Annotated in this window: 22 protein-coding genes; 16 read left to right on the top strand and 6 right to left on the bottom strand. The window is 73.8% G+C overall.

Annotated features, from left to right (window positions below; all coding sequences use genetic code 11):
* Positions 1–68 precede the first annotated feature (68 nt).
* Positions 69–773 (bottom strand): TetR/AcrR family transcriptional regulator, encoded by a 705-nt coding sequence (locus OG455_RS08050; protein ID WP_266291623.1) that lies wholly within the window; start codon positions 771–773, stop codon positions 69–71.
* Between the two features lie 253 nt (positions 774–1,026).
* Here OG455_RS08050 and egtA point away from each other — a divergent pair, with 253 nt between their 5' ends.
* The 5 genes from egtA to OG455_RS08075 all read left to right on the top strand — a co-directional run bounded on the left by egtA (position 1,027) and on the right by OG455_RS08075 (position 7,015).
* Positions 1,027–2,388, top strand: a complete 1,362-nt coding sequence (gene egtA, locus OG455_RS08055; RefSeq protein ID WP_266291624.1) for an ergothioneine biosynthesis glutamate--cysteine ligase EgtA — start codon at positions 1,027–1,029, stop codon at positions 2,386–2,388.
* 122 nt (positions 2,389–2,510) lie between these two features.
* Entirely contained in the window at positions 2,511–3,818 is a 1,308-nt protein-coding gene (gene egtB, locus OG455_RS08060; protein ID WP_266300694.1) for an ergothioneine biosynthesis protein EgtB, read from the top strand.
* Entirely contained in the window at positions 3,818–4,651 is an 834-nt protein-coding gene (egtC, locus tag OG455_RS08065; RefSeq protein WP_266291625.1) for an ergothioneine biosynthesis protein EgtC, read from the top strand. The genes egtB and egtC overlap by 1 nt, the downstream gene beginning before the upstream one ends.
* On the top strand, positions 4,648–5,622 hold the full coding sequence (gene egtD / locus OG455_RS08070; protein ID WP_266291626.1) for an L-histidine N(alpha)-methyltransferase: 975 nt from the start codon (positions 4,648–4,650) through the stop codon (positions 5,620–5,622). The genes egtC and egtD overlap by 4 nt, the downstream gene beginning before the upstream one ends.
* A gap of 277 nt (positions 5,623–5,899) precedes the next feature.
* Positions 5,900–7,015: an IS630 family transposase gene (locus tag OG455_RS08075; protein WP_266288838.1), complete on the top strand. Its 1,116-nt coding sequence runs from the start codon at positions 5,900–5,902 to the stop codon at positions 7,013–7,015.
* On the opposite strand, the gene OG455_RS08080 is transcribed toward OG455_RS08075, so the two are convergent.
* Complete coding sequence (locus OG455_RS08080; RefSeq protein WP_266288840.1) at positions 7,016–7,255, bottom strand: hypothetical protein; 240 nt, start codon at positions 7,253–7,255, stop codon at positions 7,016–7,018.
* 44 nt (positions 7,256–7,299) lie between these two features.
* Positions 7,300–7,632, bottom strand: a complete 333-nt coding sequence (locus OG455_RS08085) for a hypothetical protein (protein ID WP_266291627.1) — start codon at positions 7,630–7,632, stop codon at positions 7,300–7,302.
* A gap of 635 nt (positions 7,633–8,267) precedes the next feature.
* On the opposite strand from OG455_RS08085, the gene OG455_RS08095 reads away from it, so the two are divergent.
* Positions 8,268–8,873: a TetR/AcrR family transcriptional regulator gene (locus OG455_RS08095; protein WP_266291628.1), complete on the top strand. Its 606-nt coding sequence runs from the start codon at positions 8,268–8,270 to the stop codon at positions 8,871–8,873.
* Between the two features lie 44 nt (positions 8,874–8,917).
* On the top strand, positions 8,918–9,823 hold the full coding sequence (locus OG455_RS08100; RefSeq protein ID WP_266291629.1) for a diiron oxygenase: 906 nt from the start codon (positions 8,918–8,920) through the stop codon (positions 9,821–9,823).
* Positions 9,824–9,895: 72 nt separating this feature from the next.
* On the opposite strand, the gene OG455_RS08105 is transcribed toward OG455_RS08100, so the two are convergent.
* Positions 9,896–11,758, bottom strand: a complete 1,863-nt coding sequence (locus OG455_RS08105) for an NAD-binding protein (protein WP_266291630.1) — start codon at positions 11,756–11,758, stop codon at positions 9,896–9,898.
* A gap of 349 nt (positions 11,759–12,107) precedes the next feature.
* Between OG455_RS08105 and OG455_RS08110 the strand changes: the two genes are divergently transcribed.
* The 6 genes from OG455_RS08110 (at position 12,108) to OG455_RS08135 (ending at position 17,769) form a co-directional block, all read left to right on the top strand.
* Entirely contained in the window at positions 12,108–13,655 is a 1,548-nt protein-coding gene (locus tag OG455_RS08110; protein WP_266291631.1) for an ATP-binding protein, read from the top strand.
* Positions 13,656–13,721: 66 nt separating this feature from the next.
* The gene (locus OG455_RS08115; RefSeq protein ID WP_266291632.1) at positions 13,722–14,135 is read left to right on the top strand and encodes a roadblock/LC7 domain-containing protein; all 414 of its coding nucleotides are present in this window, start codon (positions 13,722–13,724) and stop codon (positions 14,133–14,135) included.
* Positions 14,132–14,488: a DUF742 domain-containing protein gene (locus OG455_RS08120; RefSeq protein ID WP_266291633.1), complete on the top strand. Its 357-nt coding sequence runs from the start codon at positions 14,132–14,134 to the stop codon at positions 14,486–14,488. Before OG455_RS08115 ends, OG455_RS08120 begins: the two co-directional genes overlap by 4 nt.
* Entirely contained in the window at positions 14,466–15,092 is a 627-nt protein-coding gene (locus OG455_RS08125; protein WP_266291634.1) for an ATP/GTP-binding protein, read from the top strand. The genes OG455_RS08120 and OG455_RS08125 overlap by 23 nt, the downstream gene beginning before the upstream one ends.
* Positions 15,089–16,660, top strand: coding sequence for a cytochrome P450 (locus tag OG455_RS08130; protein ID WP_266291635.1), 1,572 nt, complete (start codon positions 15,089–15,091; stop codon positions 16,658–16,660). Before OG455_RS08125 ends, OG455_RS08130 begins: the two co-directional genes overlap by 4 nt.
* Positions 16,615–17,769, top strand: coding sequence for a cytochrome P450 (locus tag OG455_RS08135; RefSeq protein WP_323185439.1), 1,155 nt, complete (start codon positions 16,615–16,617; stop codon positions 17,767–17,769). The genes OG455_RS08130 and OG455_RS08135 overlap by 46 nt, the downstream gene beginning before the upstream one ends.
* Before the next feature lie 109 nt (positions 17,770–17,878).
* On the opposite strand, the gene OG455_RS08140 is transcribed toward OG455_RS08135, so the two are convergent.
* A complete protein-coding gene (locus tag OG455_RS08140; RefSeq protein ID WP_266291636.1) occupies positions 17,879–18,601 on the bottom strand; it encodes a polysaccharide deacetylase family protein in 723 nt (240 codons plus the stop codon).
* Entirely contained in the window at positions 18,598–19,707 is a 1,110-nt protein-coding gene (locus OG455_RS08145; protein ID WP_266291637.1) for a glycosyltransferase, read from the bottom strand. The genes OG455_RS08140 and OG455_RS08145 overlap by 4 nt, the downstream gene beginning before the upstream one ends.
* A gap of 491 nt (positions 19,708–20,198) precedes the next feature.
* On the opposite strand from OG455_RS08145, the gene OG455_RS08150 reads away from it, so the two are divergent.
* The 3 genes from OG455_RS08150 (at position 20,199) to OG455_RS08160 (ending at position 24,303) form a co-directional block, all read left to right on the top strand.
* Positions 20,199–20,876: a response regulator transcription factor gene (locus tag OG455_RS08150; RefSeq protein WP_266291638.1), complete on the top strand. Its 678-nt coding sequence runs from the start codon at positions 20,199–20,201 to the stop codon at positions 20,874–20,876.
* Complete coding sequence (locus OG455_RS08155; protein WP_266291639.1) at positions 20,869–22,371, top strand: cell wall metabolism sensor histidine kinase WalK; 1,503 nt, start codon at positions 20,869–20,871, stop codon at positions 22,369–22,371. The genes OG455_RS08150 and OG455_RS08155 overlap by 8 nt, the downstream gene beginning before the upstream one ends.
* A 258-nt stretch (positions 22,372–22,629) precedes the next feature.
* Complete coding sequence (locus tag OG455_RS08160) at positions 22,630–24,303, top strand: sigma-70 family RNA polymerase sigma factor (protein ID WP_266300696.1); 1,674 nt, start codon at positions 22,630–22,632, stop codon at positions 24,301–24,303.
* The last annotated feature ends 109 nt before the right edge of the window (positions 24,304–24,412 follow it).

Below are 24,412 nucleotides of genomic sequence, written 5' to 3' on the forward strand. Positions count from 1 at the left end.
ACGGAACGAACGAAGAGAATCAGGTCCAACGGAACGAACGGTCAGATGGGGCTCAGCGGGTCAGCGGGTCAGCGGGTCAGCGGGTCAGCGGGAAACGTAGGCCGCAGGTCCTCCAGGGTGGCGGCGCGCCCGGGCAGCACGGACCGCGCCGGTGAGCGCAGCCCGTCCAGGAAGAGCTGCAAGTGGCGGCGGACGAACATCTCGTTGCCCAGGCAGTTCTCGCTGCCGGGCAGCGGACGGGTCAGCCGGGCCAGCGCGACCAGCAGGTCGCCCGGGCCCACGTCGGGGCGCAGCACGCCGGCCGCCCTGGCCCGCGCCATCAGCTCCTCGACCACGCGCTCCATCTCCAGCCTGGTGGCGAAGAGTTGCTCGTCGTCCCGCAGGACGGGGTGCTCGGAGAGCATGGAGCACAGTGCCCCGATCTGCTCGTCGGCGGCCCCGTGCGCGAAGCGGCTGATCGCCTCGAACGGGTCCCCCGGATCGGCGAGGGCCTCCCGGGCCCGCTCCAGTCCGCGTTCCAGGACCGAGAGCGTGACCTGGTGGACCAACGCGGTGCGGTCGGGGAAGTTGCGGTAGAGGGTGGCGTTGCCGACGCCGGCCTGCTTCGCGATCTCGTCGAGCGGCACGTCGGCGCCCTCGTCGGCGAAGAGCCGCCTGGCGGCGGCCAGGATCCGCTCCCGGTTGCGGGTGGCGTCCTTCCGGAGCCGGGGCGCCGCGGCGCGGATACCCGCAGCGATGGCGGAGCTGCACGCACCCACCTGCTTGGTCTCCATCGCGACCCTCCTTTCCGGGGACTCGCTCCCCACTTAGCTCGACTGTACTGCAAACGGGGAGAACCTCCCCACATATTTCCGCCCCGGCGGCTCCTTCGTCAGGTGTGAGGCGGGTCACCTCACTCGGTTGCCCACCCTGACCTGGGGGAATCGACACAGTGCGGCCGAGTGCCGGGCAACGCTGTATGGGCCGCCGCAGACTGGGCAAGAAGACCTGGTTGTCCTGCTCCGGATCATGAGGACGGTGAGCTCAGTGAATCTCGCACGACCGTCGAGCCCTTCCCTCGACAGCAAACCGCAGGCACCGCCCACGGTGACCCCGCTGACCCAGTCGTCCGCCGAGGCGTACGTGGCCAGCACCTGTTTCAAGATCGGACCTCCCGGACGGGTCGGGGTCGAGCTGGAATGGCTCGTCCACGACTCCTGTCGCCCCCACACCGCCCCCGACCCCACCCGGGTGGACGCCGCACTCGACTCGCTGCGGCTGTCGCCCGAGGACCCGCTCCTCCCGCACGGTTCCCGCCTCACCCGCGAGCCCGGCGGCCAGGTCGAGCTCAGCTCCCCCGCCGCCGACAGTCTCGCCGACTGCGTCGAACTCACCCGTCGCGACCTCGCCACCCTGCGCGCCGCCTTCGCCGCCCAGGGCTTGACCCTCGCCGGCTACGGTACCGAACCCCACCCCAGGGAGCGCGAGGTGACCCTTCGTCAGCCACGTTACCTGGCGATGGAGGAGTTCTTCGGCCGGACCGGCCCCTGGGGAAAGATCATGATGTGCACCACCGCCTCCACCCAGGTCTGCCTGGACGCCGGCACCGACGACACGAGCGGGCCCGACGGCCACCAGGGCTTCCGCGCCCGCTGGGAGCTGGCCCACCGGCTCGGCCCGGTGCTGGTCGCCGCGTTCGCCAACTCCCCGCTGCTGGACGGGCGGCCCACCGGCTACCGGTCCACCCGGCAGGCCGTCTGGTCCCGGATGGACCCCAGCCGCACCCAGGCGCCCACCGACGCGGACGGCGACCCGCGCGCGGCCTGGGCCCGCTACGTGCTGGACGCCGCGGTGCTCTGCGTGCGCCGGCCCGAGGGGCATCCGTGGAGCGCCCCGGTCGGGCTGACCTTCCGCGACTGGCTGGCCCGGCCCGAGGCCGAGCGGCCCACCCTGGCCGACCTGGAGTACCACATCACCACGCTCTTCCCCCCGGTCCGCCCGCGCGGCTACCTGGAGCTGCGGATGATCGACGCCCAGCCGGGCGACGGCTGGCTGGTGCCGGCCGCACTGGCCGCCGCGCTCTTCGGCGATCCGAAGGCCGCCGACGCCGCTCGCGCCGCGCTGGAGCCGCTGGCGGCCGCCACCGCCGAGCCCGGACCGCGCGGGCCCGCCTGGACCAGGGCCGCCACCCGGGGCATGGACGACCCGGTGCTGCGCCAGGCCGCGCTCGGCTGCTTCACGGCCGCCGAGAGCGCGCTGGCCGACCAGCCTGCGCTGAGCCACCTGCGCACCGCGCTGGTCGAGTTCGTCGAGCGCTACCCCGCCCGCGGCCGATGTCCCGCCGACGACCTGCTCGACGCACCAGTCGCACCCCGCAGGCCCGCGCCCGAGGAGGACGCACCGTGCTGAACCCCGAACCGACCACCGAGCCCGGCACCGTGCCCCCCACCGCTCCGGCCTCCAGCGCCCCAGCCCCCGCCACCCCGGCCCCCGGCGACCTCGCCAACCTCGCCAACCTCACCGACGAGCGGCTGCGCGAGGCCATCGCCACCGAGCTGCTGGCCGCCCGCGACCGCACCGCCCTGCTGACCGACGCGGTGGACGACGGTGACCTCACCGCCCAGCACTCGCGCCTGATGTCGCCACTGGTCTGGGACCTGGCGCACATCGGCAACCAGGAGGAACTCTGGCTGCTGCGCAACGTCGGCGGCCGCGAGCCGATGCATCCGGAGATCGACCCGCTCTACGACGCCTTCGAGCACCCGCGCGCCGAGCGCCCCACGCTGCCGCTGCTGCCCCCCGCCGAGGCCCGGGCCTACGCCCGCGAGGTCCGCGGCCGGGTGCTCGACCTGCTCTCCGGTGTCCGGCTGACCGGAGCTCCGCTGCTGGAGGCCGGGTTCGCCTTCGGACTGATCGCCCAGCACGAACAGCAGCACGACGAGACCATGCTGATCACCCATCAACTGCGCAAGGGCGCCCCGGTGCTCACCGCCCCGGCCCCCGGGCCTGCCCCCACCGAGGGACTGCCGGCCGAGGCGGTCGTCCCGGCCGGCCCGTTCACCATGGGCACCGACACCGAGCCGTGGGCACTGGACAACGAGCGCCCCGCGCACCAGGTCGACCTGCCCGGCTTCGCGATCGACACCACGCCGGTCAGCAACGCCGCCTACCAGCGCTTCATCGAGGACGGCGGCTACCAGGAGCCGCGCTGGTGGGACCCGCTGGGCTGGGCGCACCGGACGAGCGCCCAGCTGAGCGCGCCGCTCTTCTGGAGCCGGCAGGACGGCCAGTGGCTGCGCCGCCGGTTCGGCCACCTGGAGCCGGTCCCGGCCGAGGAGCCGGTGCTGCACGTCACCTGGTACGAGGCGGACGCGTACGCCCGCTGGGCCGGGCGGCGGCTGCCCACCGAGGCCGAGTGGGAGAAGGCGGCCCGGCACGATCCGGTCAGCGGCCGCTCCCGCCGCTTCCCGTGGGGCGACGCGGCGCCCGGGCCGCAGCACGCCAACCTGGGCCAGCGCCACCTGCGCCCCGCCCCGGTCGGCAGCTACCCCGAGGGCGCCTCCCCGTACGGGGTAAGGCAGTTGATCGGCGACGTCTGGGAGTGGACGGCCAGCGACTTCACGCCCTACCCGGGCTTCCGGGCCTGGCCCTACCGGGAGTACTCGGAGGTCTTCTTCGCCCCGCCCGGGCAGCCGGCCGAGTACAAGGTGCTGCGCGGCGGCAGCTTCGCGGTCGCGCCGGTGGCCTGCCGGGGCACCTTCCGCAACTGGGACTACCCGATCCGCCGGCAGATCTTCGCCGGCTTCCGGACCGCCCGGGACCTGCTGGACGGCAGCTGATGTGCCGTCATCTCGCCTACCTGGGAGTGCCGGTGAGCCCGGCCGAGGTGCTGGTGGAGCCTCCGTACGGACTCTACCGGCAGTCCTGGTCACCCCGGATGCAGCGGCACGGCACGGTGAACGCGGACGGCTTCGGGCTCGGCTGGTACGCCGAGGGTGATCCCCAACCGGCCCGCTACCGCAGGGCGGTGCCGATCTGGGCCGACGAGAACCTGGCCGACCTGGCCCGGGTGATCCGCACCCCGGCCCTGCTGGCCGCCGTCCGCTCCGCCACCGCGGGGACGGCGGCGGGCGAGGCGGCGGCCGCCCCGTACACCGGGGACGGCTGGCTGTTCAGCCACAACGGCGCGGTCGGCGGCTGGCCGGCGGCGGCCGGCGAGCTGGCCGCGCTGCTGGCACCGGCCGACCTGCTCACTCTGGAGGCGCGCTGCGACTCGGCGCTGGTCTGGGCCCTGCTGCGGCGCCGGCTGCGGGCCGGGCAGGAGGTGGGCGACGCGTTGGCCGCCACCGTCGGCGAGATCGCCGCGGCCGTCGCCGAACAGCGGCAGGTGGCCCGGCTCAACCTGCTGGTCACCGACGGGCACGTGATCGCGGCGACCACCTGGGGCGACACCCTCTTCCACCGCCTGGAGCTCGGCCGCAGCGTGCTGGTCGCCTCCGAACCCGGCGACGACGGCCCCGGCTGGACCCCGGTGCCCGACCGCTCCGTCCTGCTGGCCACCCCCGAAGCGGTGACCGTCCGACCCCTGACCACCGCCGCACCCCGCGTCAACACCACCGGCGCGCCCCGCGTCAACACCACCGCCGCACCCCGAGAGGACCGGATCCGATGACCGCCTTCGAGCTCACCCGTCTGCTCCCCACCGACCACTTCGCCCAGGCGCTGCGCGCCGACGTGCGCGCCGGGCTGACCGCGCCGGCCAAGTGGCTGCCCCCGAAGTGGTTCTACGACAAGCGGGGCAGCGAGCTGTTCGAGGACATCACCAGGCTGCCCGAGTACTACCCGACCCGCGCGGAGCGGGCCATCCTGACCGCCCGGGCCGGCGAGATCGCGCGGGCCACCCGGGCCCGCACCCTGGTCGAACTGGGCTCCGGCTCCTCGGAGAAGACCAGACTCCTGCTGGACGCGCTGCGCGAGCTCGGCACCCTGGAGACCTACGTGCCGGTGGACGTCTCGGAGAGCGCGCTGCGCGAGGCCGGGCGGTCGCTGGCCGCGGACTACCCGGGGCTGACGGTCCACGGGGTGGTCTCCGACTTCACGGCGAGCCTGGACCTGCCGCGCGCGGTGCGGGCGCCGCGGCTGGTGGCCTTCCTCGGCGGCACGCTGGGCAACCTGCTGCCCGCCGAGCGGGCCGGCTTCCTGGCCGCGCTGCGCGCCGAACTGGCCCCCGGCGACGCGCTGCTGCTCGGCACCGACCTGGTCAAGGACCCGGCGGTGCTGGTGGCGGCGTACGACGACGCGGCCGGGGTGACCGCGGAGTTCAACAAGAACGTGCTCAACGTGCTGGACCGCGAGCTGGAGGCGGGCTTCGACCCGGAGGCCTTCGAGCACGTGGCGCTCTGGGACGCGGAGCAGGAGTGGATCGAGATGCGGCTGCGCTCGCGGCGGGCGCAGCAGGTGGCGGTCCCGGCGCTCGGCCTGACCGTGGAGTTCGCCGCCGGTGAGGAGCTGCGCACCGAGATCTCGGCGAAGTTCCGCCGCGAGCGGGTGGCGGACGAACTGGCCGCCGCCTCCTTCGAGCTGCGCCACTGGTGGACCGACCCCGAGGGCCGGTTCGGCCTCTCGCTGGCGGAGCCCGTCTAGGTGTACTGACAGTGATGATGGACGTGATGACGCTGCCGGCGGGTCTGACCCGTGTACCGACTGACGTTTCGACTGTCCTGTTGTGGATGTGTCGGCCCGTCGGCGGCGTCATCACGCACGCGGCCGGACGGGCGTTCGTGACTTCATAGGAGCCTGGCCAGAGGCCCCGTCACTGTCAGTACAACTAGTGCTCTGACCGAATAGGTTCGCCGGGTTGGCGGTGCCACCGTCCGGACCGGTTGGATGTGGGCGGACATCCGAGGTGTGGGGAGGCGTGGTGGCGGAGCCGGTCAAGGTCCGGAGACTGACCGACCAGGAGGGGCAGCAGTTACAGCGGATCGTGCGTCGGGGCAGCACGAACACGGTGCGCTACCGGCGGGCGATGATGCTGCTGGCCTCGGCCGGCGGCAACCGCGTGCCGGTCATCGCCCAGTTGGTCGCGGCCGACGAAGACACCGTGCGTGACGTGATCCACCGGTTCAACGAGATCGGTCTGGCCTGCCTGGACCCTCGTTGGGCGGGAGGCCGTCCCCGCCTGCTCAGTCCTGACGACGAGGACTTCGTCGTCCAGACGGCCACCACTCGCCCGGCCAAGCTCGGGCAGCCCTTCACCCGCTGGTCGATCCGCAAGCTCGCCGCCTACCTGCGCAAGGTTCACGGCCGGGTGATCCGCCTGGGTCGCGAGGCTCTGCGCTGCCTGCTCGCCCGACGCGGCGTCACCTTCCAACGGACCAAGACGTGGAAGGAGTCCACCGACCCGGAGCGGGATGCCAAGCTCGACCGGATCGAGCACGTCCTGGACCGCTTCCCCGACCGCACGTTCGCGTTCGACGAGTTCGGACCGCTCGGTATCCGCCCCAACGGCGGATCCTGCTGGGCCAAGGAGGGCAGGCCCGACCGGCTGCCGGCGACCTACCATCGCACCCACGGCGTCACCTACTTCCACGGCTGCTACTCGATCGGCGACGACACCCTGTGGGGCGTCAACCGCCGCCGCAAGGGCACCACGAACACCATGGCCGCACTCCGATCGATCCGGGCCGCCCGCCCAGACGGCGCCCCGGTCTACGTGATCCTGGACAACCTCTCCGCCCACAACGGCAAGAAGATCCGCAGCTGGGCTCACAACAACAACGTCCACCTCTGCTTCACCCCGACGAACGCTTCCTGGGCCAACCCGATCGAGGCGCACTTCGGGCCGCTGAGGCAGTTCACCCTCGCGAACTCGAACCACCCCAACCACACGGTCCAGACCCGCGAACTGCACCGCTACCTGCGCTGGCGCAACACCAACGCCCGCCACCCCGACGTACTCGCCGCCCAACGCCGCGAACGCGCCCGCATCCGCAGTGAGAAGGGCCTGCGCTGGGGCGGCCGACCGGCGGCGGCCTGATCAATCGCCGACGTTGAGCTCCGCAAACTCAGCGACCCCGAGCTCGGCCAGGACGCCGCGGAGCCGCGTCAGTGCTTCGTCCCGCTGCAAGCCCTCCGCGATCTCCAGGTCGAGATGGCAACGACCCATGCCGCTGCCCGCGCCTGTGACCTCACCGTGGAGGCCGAACTCGGCCTCCACCGCCTCCTCGACCTCATCACGGTCGATCGGCAAACCAACAAAGACGATCTCTACGAACAACACGGCCCTCCGTCTCAACCCGGCGAACCATATCGGTCAGAGCACTAGCTGTCGATCTCCCACGAGACCGACGAGCTCGGGTAGGCCACGTGGTTCAGCCAGTCCGTCCCGTTGCAGCGCGCGGTCGACTCCTGGCCGGAGGCGACCCACGGGCCGTACACCGTGTACGGGGTGCCGTCGGCCTGGACGCAGGTGATGATGGCCCGGAAGTCGGCCCCCTGGCAGAAGACCGTGCCGCTGTTGTTGGTCCATGACTTGTGGCAGTTCCCCGGCGGCAGCGCCGCCGCCGAGCCGGCCCCGGCGAGCTGCGCTACCCCGACTCCGGCGAACAGCAGTCCGCTTGCGAGCAGTCCGACCGTCTTCTTCCCGATTTTCATCGGTAACCCCTCCCTGTGGCAGCTCAGATGAATGAGCTTCATCAAACGATGCACTGAAGCTGACGCTTCGTCAATGCCACCACTCGCGGTCCGATCAGCAACTCCCTTGATCGGTAGGACATCAACGGCTTCTGACCGTGGCACCCGCAGCCGTCGGACATCGATCCCTGGCGGGGAAGCTACCTGGCGTCAGAAGTGCCTGAGATGTGCAGCGATGGCCTGTGCGCACTCCATCGACTCGGCACACGCGGTGTCCACCTCCACGTCATGGACCACAACTGAACTGGTACTGCCCCGACGCACGATCTGCTGCAGCCGCTGCCCCTCCTGATCAGTCAGTCTGCGGACCCTCACCGGCTCTGCCACCACGCCTCCACACATCGGATGGGATGTCAGCCCCAATCCAATCGGCCCCAGCCTTCGCCCGGGGCAGGAACTCAGTGAACCTGTGCGGTCAGAGCACTGGCGTCCGTCAGGCCGGGTGCCTGTCCGACAGACCCTGGGCAGACCCGCACACCGCCCCCGGAGCCGGAGCCGGGGCCGTGGCAACCGCCGCGGCCCCGGCTCCGCGTGTGCCCGGACCGGTGCCGCCCAGGGTCTTGCTGAAGAACTGAATCGCTGCTTCACTTCTTGCCGTGGCCTACCGGAAGACACCCGCCGTGCAAGCCCGGCTCGACGCCCAGCGCGAGACGGTGCTGGCCGCCGCGACCGATCTGCTCGCCGAACGCGGTTACGCCGCCTGCTCGGTGGCCGCGGTCGCCGAGCGGGCGGGGATGGCCACCGGGACCGTGTACCGCTCCTTCCCGAGCAAGGCCGAGCTGGTGGCCGAACTCTTCCGGGCCGTGGTCGGCCGGGAGGTGGCGGCGGTGCGAGCGGCGGCGGCCTTCGCGGGCGACCTGCACGACCAGGTCGCCTCGGTGATCGGCACCTTCGCGGGCCGCGCGCTGGGCGCCCCGCGCCTGGCCTACGCGCTGCTGGCCGAGCCGGTGGACCCGGAGGTGGAGGCCGAGCGCCTGGTCTTCCGCCGGGCCTTTCGCGATGTGATCGCGACCCGGATCACCGAGGGCGTCGAGGCCGGCCGACTGCCCCCGCAGGATGCCGAGTTGACCGCCGCACTGCTGGTCGGCGGGGTCGGCGAGGCACTGGTCGGCCCGCTCGCCGACGGCGGCCGGGCCCCCGACGACCTGATCCCGGCCCTGATCACCTTCGCCCTGCGCGCCCTGGGCGGCACCCCCCGCTGAAGCCCGGGCCGCGCAGCCCCACCGCACCGAACCGGAGCCGCTCCATGCCAGACCTCGCCCCCACCGCGCCGGACGCCCGCGAGCAGAACGCCGAACGCCTGCTGCGGGTCTCCGCCAAGCACTCGCACGACCCGCTCACCGAGATCGACTGGGAGGCTCCGCTCGACCCCGACCAGTTCGCCATCCCGCCGCACCGGGTCTCGCTCTACGGCACCCGACTCTGGCACGGCCTGACACCTCGTCAGCAGGCGCGGCTGAGCACCCACCAGTTGGCCAGCGTCACCTCGGCGGGCATCTGGTTCGAGCTGATCCTGATGAACGGCCTGGTCCGGCACGTCTACGACAGCGACCTGACCACTCAGCACGCGCAGTACGCGCTGACCGAAGTGGCCGACGAGTGCCGCCACTCCACCATGTTCGCCCGCTACATCACGAAGACCGGCTACCCCTCGGCCCGGCCCAGCACGCGGGCGCACCGGCGCGGCAAGCTGCACCTGCTGCTCAACGACACCACCCTCACCTTCGCGGGCGCGATATTCGTCGAGGAGTTCACCGACGCGATGCAGCGCGAGATGATCCGCGACGAGAGCCTGCAGCCGCTGGCCCGCCAGGTGGCGAAGATCCATGTGATCGAGGAGGCCCGGCACATCGGCTACGCCAAGCCGGAGTTGGAGCGGCGCTGGGCGCGGATGAGCCCGGCCAGGCGGGCCCTGTTCCGCCAGGTGCTGGGGGTGCTCGCGTACGAGGCGGTGGTCGAGTGCGTCAACCCGCGGATCTACGCCCTGGCCGGCCTGGACCCCCGGCAGGCCAGGGCGGTCGCCGAGGCCAACCCGCACTGGCGTCAGGCCAAGGCGGACTGGGCGAAGAAGGCGGTGGCCTTCTTCCGCGAGCTGGGCATCATCGACCGGCGCAGCGAGACCATGTGGCGCAAGGCCTCGCTGCTGCCGTAGCCCGACGCCGCGGGCGCGGGCGCTCGGCAGTCAGGTTCCGAACGCCGACTCCCCAACGCCAACTCCCGAGCGTCAGCTCCCGAGCGACCCTGACCGGCTGCCGGCGGGCTCCGGCACCAGCGGCTCCGGCGTGGCGTTGTTGAGCCGGGCCAGCCCACCACGGGTGGCGACCACCACCACCCGGTCGCCGGCCAGCAGGCCGCGGCTGCGGTCGGCGTAGCCCCACTGGTAGCTGCCGGGCGAGCGGGCCAGCCGCACCGCGAGCACCCGCAGCCCGCCGATCGCCTCCAGGTCGTTGCGGCTCATCCCGACCAGCTCCCCACCCTCCTCCGCCACCAGTTCGGCGATCAGCAGCACGTGCCGGAAGACCGACAGCGTGCCCAGCACCTCACGGCCCATCAGCGCGGCGGCGAAGGCGGGCGCGGCCAGGTAGGAGACCGAGCGGGAGGCGACGTTGCCCAGCGTGGAGTAGACGTGCTGCGCGAAGTCGTCGTCGAACAGGCGCACCACGATCCGCACGCTCTCCCGCTGCGCCCTGGCCTCCAGCGCGGCTTCCAGGTTGACCGCGTCGTCACTCGTGACGGCGACCACGGCGCGGGCGTGCCGGGCCCGGGCGATCCTCAGCTGGTCGGCCAGCGGCCCGTCACCGACCACCACCGGTATGCCGAGCGCGCGCATCGCGGCGATCCCGCGGGCCTGCGGGTCGCGCTCCAGCGCGGCCACCGGCACCCCGAGTTCGTGCATCAGGGTGGCCACCCTGGTCCCGACATTGCCGAGGCCGACCACGATCACGTGTCCGCGCAGGCCCGCGCTGGGGCCGCGCGGCTGCCCCCGGCGGCCGGAGGCGAGCACGTCGACCATGATCGCGGTGAGCACCGGCACGAAGGTGATGCCGCAGAAGGTGATCACCACCTGGGCCACCCGCTGCAGGCTGCCGCCGGTGCCGCTGCCCGGCTCGCCGCCGAGTTGGTCGGGCTGGGCGGCGCCGGCCATGTCGAGCAGGGTGACGTAGACCGTCCAGGCGAAGTTCCGGTTGAAGTACCAGATGACCAGGAACGAGGCGAAGATGGCGGCGAAGGCGGTGAAGAGCACCAGGCGCAGCCGTACGCCGGTGAAGAAGCGCAGCGTGTCCAGGAAGCGGTAGAGCAGCCGGAAGCGCAGCGGCACCCGCAACCGGGGCTCGGTGGGCAGGGTCTGCAGCACGGCGAGGCCGTCCCCGCTCTCCACCGAGCCGCCCGGCCCGCCACCGGGCCCCACCTCGATCGGGCCGCCCTCGCCGAAGGCCTGGGCCAGCCGGATGAAGTCGGAGGAGGCCGGTTCGGTGGCGGGCAGCAGGCGCAGCCTGGTCAGGTCCTGGCGGTCTATCCGGTCGGCGGCCACGCAGAGGTGGCCGGCGTGGAAGTCGGCGTCGTACGCGATGTAGAGGAAGCGGTCACCGACCCGCACCGAGTTGGGACGGGCGAGCGCGCCGTTGGCGAAGGCGGGCGCGGCGGTGGCCGAGCCGGAGAGCGCGGCGCAGTTCTTCAGCAGTCCCTGGATCTGGTCGCCGAGCCGCTGGTTGAACATCCGCAGCACGATCCGGATCTCCGGGTTGAGCCCCTGCGCGCTCAGCGCGGTGTGGATGCTGGCCTGGTCGTCGCCGTCCACCAGGGCGATGCCGCGGGCGCCGGCGGCGCCCGCGGCCACCAGCGCCTCCTCGGTGACCCGGCTGGACTCCACCACCGCGGCGACGCCGTCGAGCCGGTCGATCCGGGGCGCGTGGTCGTGCATCCGGTCGGGCACGATCGCCACCACGGGGACCTCGTAGTGCTCGATCAGTTCCACGATGAGGCGATGGGCCAGGGCGTTGGCCCCGCAGACGATGTAGTGGTCCCGGAGCGGGACCGCGTCGGGGTCCACCTGGGCCGGGATCACCCCCCGAGCTACCTGTGTCATAGCCCGGATGGTAGTGCCGGACTGATCCGAACAGGGGAGATCGACGGCAACTTCAGCTCGTTCAGCGAGTCGGCCCGCCCGACCACCGCACGGCGCCCACCCAGCGCCCGCCCAACCCTCGCCCGGCGCCCGCCCGACCGCCGCCCGACCGCCGCTCGGCGCGCGCGCCGTCCGAAGCGATCAAATCGAGCCACGCTTGGCCAGATGTCTGTCCGTCAGATCACTTAATGAGATCTACTTCTGACAATCCGTTGTCAATCTGGTTAGATGATCCGCGCCTGAAAGCTCCCACCCGAGTGTCCACGAACTGCCAGGGAGCAGCGAACCGTCCGCCCGCGCAAGGAACTTGATGTCATCACAGATCCCACAGGCGGTGACCTGGTGCCTGGCTGCCGGGCTGCTGGTGGCCCTCGCCCTGCTGGTCCGGCAGTGGCTGGCAGGTCGGGCCCAAGCCAGGAGGCTGTCCGCCCTGCGGGCCGCCGTCCGTGCCAGGGACGAGGAGGCCAGGCGGCTGGCCACCCTGCAGCTGCCGGCGCTGGCGCACGCCGCCGTCACGCCGCCGGCCGTCGCCGATCCGCTGCTGGCCGGCAGCGAGTACGAGCGCAATCTGCGGGCGGTGGCCGAACAGTTCCGCGGCGCGGTGGAGCGGGCCGAGGCCCGCGCCGACCAGAACGCCAAGGCCGCGCTCAAGGGCGCGATGCGCGCCCTGCAGGGCCTGGCGAACGAGCAGCAGGTGGCGATCTCCGAGATGCAGGAGCGGCACGACCATCCCGCGGTGCTGCGCGACCTGTTGGAGATCGACCACGCCAACTCCCAGTTCGGCCGCCGTGCCCAGGCCATCGCCGTGCTCTGCGGCTCCTGGCCGGGCCGCCAGCGCACCGCCTCCTCGCTGAGCGATGTGGTGCGCGGGGCCAAGTCCCGGGTCCGCGACTACAAGCGGGTCGAGGTGCGCACCCAGATCGAGCTGGCGGTGGTCAGCCGCGCGGTCGAGCCGGTGGTGCTGGCGGTGGCCGAACTGCTGGACAACGCGGCCCGGCACTCGCAGCCCAACACCACCGTCGAGGTCAACCTGCAGCCCGCGCACAACGGCGCCTGCGTCGTGATCGACGACGCCGGGGTCGGGATGGACCCGCGCGAGGCCCGACTCGCGGGCCAACTGCTGACCGGACAGCGCCAGGTGGACGTCACCAGGCTCGGCGATCCGCCGCAGTTCGGCTTCGCGGTGATCGGCGTGCTGGCGGCGCGCTACGGGTTCAGCGTCTCGGTGGACACCCGCTCGCCGTACGGCGGGGTGCGCGCGGTGCTCTTCCTGCCGACCGCGCTGCTCACCCAACTGGCGCCCGAGGCAGCCGTCCAACCCGCCGCGCCGCTGCCGCGCCGGGGTGCCGCACCTGCGCGGCCGACGCCCGCGCAGGCGGCACCGGCGCAGGCGGCACCGGCACCGGCACCGGCGCAGGCGGCACCGACCGCGCCCGCTCCGCCCGTCCTCCCCGCGCCGCCCATCGGCGCGCCCGGCGACGCGCACCCCGCGCCGCCGATCGGCCCGCGCACGGCCGGCGGCCTGCCCAAGCGGCGGCGCCGCGAACCACTGGGCGAGGAGCAACTCGCCGAGGCCGCCCGGGCCACCGACCCGTACGCCGCCGACGCCACCGATCCGTACGCCGCCGACCCGTACGCCACCGACGCCGCCTCCCCCGAGCCGCCCGCGGAGTGGACCCGCGACGCCGAGGCGACCGCCCGCCGCCTGGGCGCCTTCGCCCGCGGCACCCGGGCCGGCCGCGAGTCCGAGCCCGCCCCCGACTCCCCGCCCCCGGGCTACGGCCGGCACGCCGCCCGCCCCGAGCCCGCCCGCCCCGAGCCCGGCCGCCCGGCGCCCGACGCCCCGTTCGCCGGCTGACCCCAGGCCGACCCGCGACCTGGACCTGCCCCCAGGCCGCAGCCCGTCCCCCGCTAGGAGCCTGCGATGAACAGCCACCCGACCAACGACCTCGGCTGGATGCTCGACGACGTCCTGCTGGTCCCCGAGGCCCGGCACGCCATCCTGCTCTCCGCCGACGGCCTGCTGCGCGCCCACTCGGCGGGCATCAGCAGGGACGAGGCGGACCGGCAGGCCGCCGCGCTCTCCGGCGTCCAGTCGATCAGCCGCAGCACGGCCGGCTTCCTCGGCGCCGGACCGACCCCCTGGCGCCAGACGCTGATCGAGTTCGCCGGCGGCTACGTATTCCTGGTCGCCGCCGGACCCGGCGCCTACCTCGCGGTCTCCGCCGGGGAGAACGTGGACATGGAGGCGGTGAGCTACCGGATGCAGAAGCTGGTCGACCGGCTCGGCAAGGAGCTGACCGCCCCGCCCAGGCAGGACGCCGGGGTGGCCCGGTGAGCGGGCGGCGGCGCGACCAGGGCCTGGTGCGGCCCTACGTGGTGACCAACGGGCGCTCCGAGCCCACCCGCAACACCTTCGACCTGGTCACCCTCGTCACCGCGGTACCCGGTCGAGGGGCCGCGGGCCTGGGCCCCGAGCCGCGCCGGCTGGTCGAGCTCTGCGCCCACGGCGCGCTCTCGCTGGCCGAGGTGGCCGCGCACCTGCGGCTACCGGTGAGCGTGGTCAAGGTGCTGCTCGGCGACCTGGTCGACAGCGGCCACCTGCTGACCCGCGCCGCCGTGCCCCGGGCCCAGCTGCCCGAATCGCAGCTGCTCCAGGAGGTGCTCGATGGTCTCCGCGCCCGGCTCTGAAGCCCTGGCCCACCCCGCCGCACCGGGCGTCAGCTACCTCGGCGAGGGCGTGCGGACCGCCGTCAAACTGCTGATCACCGGTCACTTCGCGGTCGGCAAGACCACTTTCGTCGGCACCCTCTCGGAGATCGAACCGCTGCGCACCGAGGAACCGATGACCGAGGCCGGCGCCCTGGTGGACGACCTGACCGGGGTACCGGAGAAGACCACCACCACGGTAGCGATGGACTTCGGCCGCCTGACGCTCAGCCGGTCCCTGGTGCTCTACCTGTTCGGCGCGCCCGGCCAGCAGCGCTTCACCCCGCTCTGGCGGGACATGGCGCTCGGCGCGCTCGGCGCGCTGGTGCTCGCCGACACCCGCCGCCTGGAGAACTCCTTCCCGGTGATGGACCTGCTGGAGGAGCACGGGCTGCCCTACGCGGTCGCGGTCAACCGCTTCGACGGCGCACCGGAGTTCGCCGAGGCGGAGCTGCGCGAGGCGCTCGACCTGCTGCCCAGCACCCCGCTGGTGCTCTGCGACGCCCGCGACCCGGTCTCGGCCACCCGGGCGCTGATCTCGCTCGTCCAGTACCTGCTCAGCCGCACCGACCAGGAGCCCGTGTGACCACCCCGACCCCGCCCCCAGGCTGCCCCGCGCACCAGTCGCAGAGCGCCGGATTCCCCCTGTACAGCGAGGAGTTCGCCACCGATCCGGCCGATGTCTACGCCCGGCTGCGGGCCACCCACGGCCCGCTCGCCCCGGTCGAGCTCTACCCGGGGGCCACCGCGACCCTGGCCATCTCCTACCAGGCGGCGCTGGACGTGCTGCGCAGCCCGGAGACCTTCTCCAAGGACGCGCGGCGCTGGCGGGGCCTGGCGGACGGCCGGGTGGCACCGGACAACCCGACCGTGCCGATGATGGCCTACCGCCCCAACTGCCTCTTCAGCGACGGGGACACGCACGACCGGCTGCGCGGGGCGGTGGTGGACTCGCTGGAACGGGTGGACCCGAACGCGCTGCGCGGCTACGTCGAGCGCAGCGCCGACCGGCTGATCGACCACTTCGCCGGCCGCGGCGAGGCCGACCTGGTGGCCGACTACGCCCGGACGCTGCCGCTGCTGGTCTTCAACGAACTCTTCGGCTCCCCCTCGCACTTCGGCGACCGCCTGGTGCACGGCATGTCCGGCATCTTCGACGGCGTCGACGCCGAGCGGGCCAACGCCGAACTCACCAGCACCATGCTGGAGCTGGTCGCGCTCAAGCGCGCCCGGCCCGGCGCGGACGTGACCAGCTGGCTGATGGCCCACCCGGCCGCGCTGAGCGACGAGGAGATGCTGCACCACCTGGTGCTGCTGATGGGCGCGGGCACCGAGCCGCAGCTCAACCTGATCAGCAACACGCTGCGGCTGCTGCTCTCCGACGACCGCTTCGCCGGCGACCTGGCGGGCGGCAGCCTGCCGGTCGAGGACGCCCTGGACGAAGTGCTGTGGACCGACCCGCCGATGGCCAACTACGCGGTGCACTTCCCGGTCCGGGACGTGGACCTGGCTGGCGTGCGGCTGGCCGAGGGCGAGCCGGTGGTGGTGAGCTTCGCGGCCGCCAACACCGACCCGGCGTTGGCCGGCACCAGCCGCACCGGCAACCGCGCGCACCTGGCCTGGAGCGCCGGGCCGCACGCCTGCCCGGCCCAGGGCCCGGCCCGGCTGATCGCCTCGGTCGCCGTCGAGAAGTTGCTCGACCGCCTGCCCGATGTCGAACTCGCCGTCAAGCCGGATGAGTTGACCTGGCGCCCCGGGCCCTTCCACCGGGCGCTGACCGCCCTGCCGGTGCGGTTCCCGCCCACCACCGCAGCCACACCGTCCACACCGTCCACCCCGTCCGCTCCGTCCGCTCCGTCCGCTCCGTCCGCTCCTTCCACCGCGACGACCCCGAACGCCGACGCCCCGACCGCCGACGCCCCGACCGCGGGCATGGCGGCCGGATCCACCGCGCCCCGCCCGCTGCCCGCCGAGCCCACCGCGGCCGGCAGCGCACCCGACCACACCTCAGGAGACCGCCCATGGAACCCGACCGCTGCCCCTACCGGATCGACCCTGCCGGAGCCGATATCCACGCCGAGGCCCGACGGATCCACCAGGACGGGCCGGTGGCCCAGGTGGAACTCCCTGGTGGCGTGGTTGCGTGGTCGGTAGGCAGCCAGCAGCTGGTCAAGCAGCTGCTGGCCGACCCGCGGGTCTCCAAGAGCGCCCGCCGGCACTGGGCCGCCTTCGTCAACGGCGAGGTGCCCGCCGACTGGCCGTTGATGATCTGGGTGGCGGTGGACAACATGTTCACCGCCTACGGCCCCGAACACCGCCGTCTGCGCCGCCTGGTGGCGGGCGCCTTCACCAACCGCCGCACCGAGGCGCTGCGCCCCCGGGTCGAGGGGATCACCGAGGAGCTGCTCGCCAAGCTGGCGGCCACCCCGCCCGGCACCGCCGCCGACCTGCGTGAGGAGTACGCCTACCCGCTGCCGATCCAGGTCATCTGCGAGCTCTTCGGGGTGCCCGAGCAGCTGCACCCCGGCCTGCGCGCCTGCGTGGACGGCTTCTTCGACACCACCATCACGCCGCAGGCCGCGCAGGAGAACGTCGAGCGGGTCTACCAGATCCTCGGCGAGCTGGTGGCGCTCAAGCGCAAGGAGCCGGGCGACGACCTGACCAGCGCGCTGATCTCGGCCCGCGACGAGGAGGACGGCGGGGACGGCAGCACGCTCACCGAGCAGGAACTGCTGGACACCCTGCTGCTGGTGATCAGCGCCGGGCACGAGACCACCGTCAACCTGCTGGACAACGCGATCCAGCTGCTGCTCAGCCACCCCGAGCAGCTGGCCCTGGTCCGCTCCGGACAGGCCTCGTGGAACGACGTGATCGAGGAGACGCTGCGGGTGCGCTCGCCCGTGGCCAACCTGCCGCTGCGGTACGCGATCGAGGACATCGAGGCAGGCGGCGTGCTGATCCGCAAGGGCGAGGCGATCCTGGCGGCCTACGCCGCCGCCGGGCGCGACGAGGCGGTGCACGGCGCGGACGCGGACGTCTTCGACCTGACCCGGGCGAACAAGGACCACGTCGCCTTCGGGCACGGCGCGCACTTCTGCCTGGGCGCACCACTGGCCCGCCTGGAGGCGACGGTCGCGCTGCCTGCCCTCTTCGAGCGCTTCCCCGACCTGGCCCTGGCCGAGGGCGAGTTGCGGCCGGTGGAGTCGTTCATCTCCAACGGGCACCGGAACCTGCCGGTGGTGCTGCGGCCGACCACGAGTTGAGCCGAAGGAGTTGACGTGCCGTCAGCTCAATGCTGACGGCCCGTCAACTCCCTTGCCCCGACTCCCCGCCCGCCCAGAACCCGCGGCCTGCTCAGAACCCGTGGCCCACTCAGAACCCGTGCTCGCGCAGCGGGCCGACCTTGAGGCCCTCCTCGGCGCAGCGCTCCAGCAGCCGGGGCAGCGCGCCCAGGGTGGAGCGCCAGGCCTGCGGCGCGGAGGTGCAGTCGGAGTCGTGCAGCAGCACCGTGCCGCCGGCCAGCGGGGCCCTGGTGAGGGTGCGCATGACCGAGTCCGGGGTGGCACGCGCCGTCCAGTCCTGGCCCCAGTGCGTCCAGAGCACCGGACGCAGCCCGTTCTCGCGGGCCGCGAAGAGCGCGGCGGTGTTCAGCACCCCGTACGGCGGCCGGTACCAGCGCGGCTGCTGCCCGGTGACCTCGGCGATCAGGTCGCGGGCCCGGGCCACGTCGTCCCGGGTGGCCCGGGGCGAGCGGATCAGCAGCGGGCGGTGCGCCCAGCCGTGCACGGCCACCTCGTGCCCGGCGTCGACCAGCTCGCGGCCCAGGCCCGGGGCCCGCTGCAGCATCCGGCCGAGCAGGAAGAAGGTCGCCTTGGTGCCGGTCTTCGCCAGCTCCTCCAGGAAGAGCGGCGTGGAGGCGGCGTCGGGGCCGTCGTCGAAGGTCAGCGCCACGTGCCCGGCGTCGCCCGGTCCGCTGAGCCGCGGGGCCAGCAGCGGGCGCAGCGCGCCGAGCGAGGTGAGCGCGGGCAGGCCGTGGCCCAGCGCGAGGGCTCCGGCGGTGAGCGCCAGGGCGCGGCCGGGCTTCGTGAGGCTCATGAGGCCACCTCCAGGATCGGTGCGGGCAGCGCGCCCGCGAGGGCGGCCACCAGGTCGTCGGCGCCCGGGGCGGCGCGGCGGCGCGGCGGCGCGACCTCGGCCAGCGCGTCGATCAGCACCTTGCCGAGCCGCTGCTCGTCGCGGATCCAGACGGCCAGCCCGGCCTCGTCCAGCGCGGCCGCGTTGGTCACCCCGTGGCCCGGCAGGCAACGGTAGCTGACCACCGGGACGCCGCTGGCCATGGCCTCCAGCGAGGTGAGCCCACCGGCGTTCTGCACCACCACGTCGCAGGCCCGCAGCAGGGCGGGCATGTCGTCCACCCAGCCGAGCGCCACCCCGGTCCCGGCAGCCGTCAGCTTCTCGCGCAGCGCCTCGTTGTGACCGCAGACGGTGACCGGGACGGCCACCTGGGAGGCGGCTATCTCCCGCGCCGTCTGCTCCACCTCGCCGACCCCCCAGGAGCCCGCGGTGATCAGCGCGACCGGCTGGTCGACCGGCAGGCCGAAGCGGGTGCGCTCGCGCTGCCGCTCGGCCGCCGAGCGGACCGGGCGGAAGGCCGGTCCCACCAGCGGGGCGCAGATCTCCACCAGGCGCGCGCCGTGGCCCTGGGCCTGGTCGGCGGCCACCGGGTGCAGGGCCAGGTGCAGGTCCACGCCCTCGGCGACCCAGAGCGGGTGCACCGACATGTCGGTGAGGAAGGTGGCCACCGGCACCGGCAGCTCGCCGCGGCGGCGCAGCCGGCCGAGCGCCTGGCTGGCCAGCGGGTAGGTGGAGACCACCGCGCACACGTCCTGGCCGATCAGCTTCCTGGTGCGGCGGGCGGCGGCCTTCGCGAAGAGCCCGCCGACCAGCGAGTTGGACCCCTGGTGCCGCTCCAGCCCGCGCAGCAGCCAGCCCCAGGCCCACGGCGCGACCTTGAGCTCCAGCGCGTAGCTGCCGCGCAGCAGGCGCCCGCAACCCGGCGGCAGCAGGTCGAGGAAGTCGTGGCACTCGGCCTGGAACCCGGCCGCCACCAGGCGGCGGACCAGTTCGCGGGCGGCGCCGTCGTGACCCGCCCCCACGCTCGCGGACACGACGGTGATCCGGCGCGGCTGAGTCGACCGCATCAGGCTCCTTCCAGGCGGGCGCCGCCACCGCCGACGACGGAAGCCGCACCCGCGACTTCACTGCGTCTCACGGATGTGCTGGGACCACCGGGCACTGGGCCCGGTCCGCCCGTGGCCGTCGCGCGTGCGCGTGACCGCCCGGGTGCCGGCGACCCGGCCCCGTCGCGGTGGGTCCCCCCGTCGCCCCGTGCCGGACCCGGTCCGGAAAAACCTGACGGACCGGCCCCGAGATCCCTGTCGGAGCCGGTCCAGCTCGTCGTGCGGTGCGGCCGCCGGCCGCCTCGCACGGACGGTAGGGCGCCCAGCGGGAGCCCTTCTGGCCTGGAGCCGGACACCAGGTGTCCGGCGGCTGAACTGCTGCCGACCTGTGCTGCCCACCCGTCCCGGTGAACTGCTGCGCCACAGCATGGAGGCCCCCAGCTGAAGCCGAGCTGAAGGAACCTGAAGGGGTCTTCAGCAAACGGCCGCGGGCGCCTGGGATCCTTGTCGTCATGCGTGTACTGGTGGTGGAGGACGAACGGCGGCTGGCCGCGGCGCTGCAGCGTGGGCTGCAGGCCGAGGGGATGACCGTCGACGTGGCCCACGACGGGCCGCAGGGCCTCTGGCTGGCCGGCGAGCACGACTACGACGTGATCGTGCTGGACATCATGCTGCCGGGGGTCAACGGCTACCGGGTCTGTGCCCGGCTGCGGGCGGCGGGCAACGAGGCCGGCATCCTGATGCTGACCGCGAAGGACGGCGAGTACGACGAGGCCGAGGCCCTGGACACCGGGGCCGACGACTTCCTCTCCAAGCCCTTCTCCTACGTGGTGCTGGTCGCCCGGCTGCGCGCGCTGGCCCGGCGCACCGGCCGGCGCCGGCCGCAGAGCCTGCAGTTCGGCGACCTGGTGCTCGACCCGGCCCGGCACAGCTGCTCGCGGGGCGGGGTGCAGATCAAGCTGACCGCCCGCGAGTTCGCGGTGCTGGAGTGCCTGGCCCGGCGGGCGGGCGAGGTGGTGCCCAAGCGGGAGATCCTGGAGCAGGTCTGGGACAGCGCCTTCGAGGGCGATCCGAACGTGGTGGAGGTGCACATCAGCGCGGTGCGGCGGAAGATCGACGCGCCGTTCGGGCGCGCGGCGCTGGAGACCGTGCGCGGCGCCGGGTACCGGCTGGCGGCCGACGGTGGCTGAGCCACCGGCGGGCCCGCTCCGCGGGCGTGGTGGGCTCGGCGGGTTCCGGGGGCTCGGCGGGTTCGGCGCGGCGGGCCTGGGCGCACCCGGGGGTCCCGGCCGCCGGGGCCTGGGCCGGCTGCGGCCGATGACCGTGCGCGCCCGCGCCACCCTGGGGGCCAGCGCGGTGGTCGCGATCGCCCTGGCCATCGCCTCGCTCGCGCTGCTGGGCCTGCTCGACGCCAACCTGCTGCACAACGCGGAGACCGACGCCGACGCGCAGGCCACCGCGGTCGCCCAGCTCGCGGTGGCCGGTCGGCTCGACCCGCTGCTGCCGCCCACCCACGGAGCCGACTTCCTGCAGGTGGTGGACGCGCGGGGCAAGGTCCTGACGTCCAGCCAGAACCTGACGGGCCGGCCCCCGGTCGCCCCGCACCGCCCCGTCGTGCCGGGCACCGTGCGCAGCACCATGGACGTCGCGGGCCTGGGGCAGGACCACCGGCAGCGGGTGGTGCAGGTCACCACCGAGACCGGTGGCGGCCTGGTCACCGTCTACGCCGGCACCTCCCTGCGGGACGCGGACGCCGCCGACTCCACCACGGCGGCCGCGCTCGCGGTCGGCGTGCCGCTGCTGCTGCTCACCGTCGCCTGGGTCACCTGGTGGGTGACCGGACGGGCGCTGCGCCCGGTGGAGTCGATCCGGGCCGAGGTGGCCGCGATCAGCGACCGCGACCTGCACCGGCGGGTCCCGGTGCCGCAGACCCACGACGAGGTGGCCCGGCTGGCGCTGACCATGAACGCCACCCTGGACCGGCTGGAGTCCTCCGGGCAGCGCCAGCGCCAGTTCATCGCGGACGCCTCGCACGAGCTGCGCAGTCCGATCGCGGTGCTGCGCACCCAGCTGGAGGTGGCCCTCGCGGTGCCGGACCAAGCGCTGCGGCCCGAGCTGATCAGCGGCGCGCTGGAGGACACCGAGCGCCTCCAGCACCTGGCCTCCGACCTGCTGCTGCTGGCCCGGATCGACGCCGCCGAGCCCTGCCCCTCGGACCGGCTGGACCTGAGCGACCTGGTCCAGGAGGCGATCGGCAAGCGCCGCGGGGACCGGCTGCCGATCCGCGCGGAGCTGGCGCCCGGGGTGGAGGTGGCGGGCAGCGGACTCTGGCTGACCCGGGTGGTGACCAACCTGCTGGACAACGCGCAGCGGTTCGCCGACCAGCGGGTCGCCCTCGCGCTGCGGGCCGACCCCGCGGCGCGCCTCGCGGTGCTGGAGGTCACCGACGACGGACCCGGCATCCCCGAGCCGGACCGCGAGCGGGTCTTCGAGCGCTTCACCCGGCTCGACGACGCGCGCAGCCGCGACCACGGCGGCACCGGCCTGGGGCTGGCCATCGCCCGCGACCTGGCGGAGCACCACCGCGGCACCCTGACCGCCGAACCGGCCGCGCACGGCGCCCGCCTGGTGGCGCGACTGCCGCTGACCGGCCCGGCGCCCGAGCCGGCGCCCCGCGCCTGTTAGGTTCCTTGGCATCCCGGCGGGGCCGACCCGGCACGGCCGGGGCCCACCAGGCTCCCGCGCGCTCCACCGGGGTCCGGCGGGATCCACCGGGATACACCAGGATCCGCGCGGAGATTTCCGTTATCGGCCGCCCCCGCACGGCTCTCCCATGGTGGACAGGTCGGTTGACGGAGAAGGTGGGCACGGGTGGACACGGCAGCGGGCGGGAATCCGACGGGTCCGGGGCAACCCGGGAACCCCGACGAGGCGGAGCGCCTGGTGGACCGGGCGCGGACCGGGGACGAGCACGCCCGCCAGGAGCTGATCGCCGGGCACCTGCCGCTCGTCTACAACATCGTGGGACGCGCGCTCAACGGGCACCCGGACACCGATGACGTGGTGCAGGAGACCATGCTGCGGGCGGTCGACGGCCTGCCCGGGTTGCGCGAGGCGGGCGCCTTCCGCTCCTGGCTGGTGGCGATCGCGCTGAACCAGGTGCGCCACCGCCACCGCGACCAGCAGAGCGCCCGCACCGCGCAGTTGGGCGGCGGCCTTGACGAGGCACGGGAACTGGCCGACCCGGCGGCCGACTTCGTGGGGCTCACCATCACCCGGCTGGGCCTGTCCGGGCAGCGGCGCGAGGTCGCCGAGGCCACCCGCTGGCTGGACCCGGCCGACCGTGAACTGCTCGCCCTGTGGTGGCAGGAGGCGGCGGGCGAGGTGAGCCGGGCCGAGCTGGCGGCCGCCCTGGAGCTCAGCGCGCAGCACGCCGCGGTGCGGGTGCAGCGGGTCAAGGAGCGGCTGGACACCGCCCGGGTCGTGGTGCGGGCGCTGGCCGCCCGGCCCGCCTGCCCGGAGCTGGCCGCGCTCACCGCCGACTGGGACGGCGCCCCCGCCGCCCTGTGGCGCAAGCGGATCGCCCGTCACGCCGGCGGCTGCGCCACCTGCCAGGGCCAGGTCCGCGACCTGGTGCCGGCCGAAGGCCTGCTGGCCGGCCTGGCCCTGCTGCCGCTCCCCCGGCGGCTGCACCTGCGGCCCACGGCCGACGCGAACGCGGCCGGCAACGGCGCGGGCCGGGGCACACCAGGCCGGAGCAGTTCGGGCCGGGGCAGTTCGGGCCGGGGCAGTTCGGGCCGGAGCGACACCGGGCGAGGCGAGAGCACGGCACACCGCCGCACCCCGGGACACGGCGGGCGCCGCCGCCCGGGCGGCGGGCGGCGGCGGGCGACCCGGCCGCGCGGCCGCAAGGCGCTGGCCACCCTGGCCATCGGCACCCTCGCCGCGGTGACCGCCACCGGCCTGCTCTGGCGGCTGCAGCCCGCGCAGGGCACCACCGCGCACGCCGCGGGAGCGGTGAGCTCCGCCGCCGAGCCCGCCTCGCTGCTCTTCCACGGCACCTACCCACTGGTCGGCGCGACCTCCGGCACCGCGCCGAGCGCCACGCCGAGCACCGAAGGGCCGGTTGCCTCCACCGTCCCTTCCCCGTCCCCGTCGACCCCGACCGCGGCGGCGACGACCAAGGCGCCGCCCAGCACCGCCGCACCGCGCGGCGGCACCTCGGCCACCGTGGCCGGCTACGCCCAGCAGGTGCTCGACCTGGTCAACGCCCAGCGCGCGCAGAACGGCTGCGGGCCGCTCACGGCCAACAGCAAGCTCCAGGCGGCCGCCCAGGGGCAGTCCGACGACATGGCGGCCCGCCACTTCTTCGACCACACCAACCCCGACGGTGCGGACCCGCAGCAGCGGATCGACAAGGCCGGCTACCAGTGGAGCAGCTGGGGCGAGAACATCGCCCAGGGCCAGGCCGACCCGGCGGCGGTGATGGACAGCTGGATGAACAGCTCCGGCCACCGCGCCAACATCCTCAACTGCGCCTTCAAGGAGATCGGCGTCGGCATCCACCTCGGCCCCAACGGCCCTTGGTGGACCCAGGACTTCGGCTCCCCCGCCTGACACGCTTGTCCGAGACCTATGTCCGAGATCCATGTCTGAGGCTCGCGTCTGACACTCTCGTCTGACACCCATGTCTGAGACCTGTGTCTGACACCCCCGTCTGATACTC

The organism is Kitasatospora sp. NBC_01287 (genome assembly GCF_026340565.1).
GTDB lineage: Bacteria > Actinomycetota > Actinomycetes > Streptomycetales > Streptomycetaceae > Kitasatospora.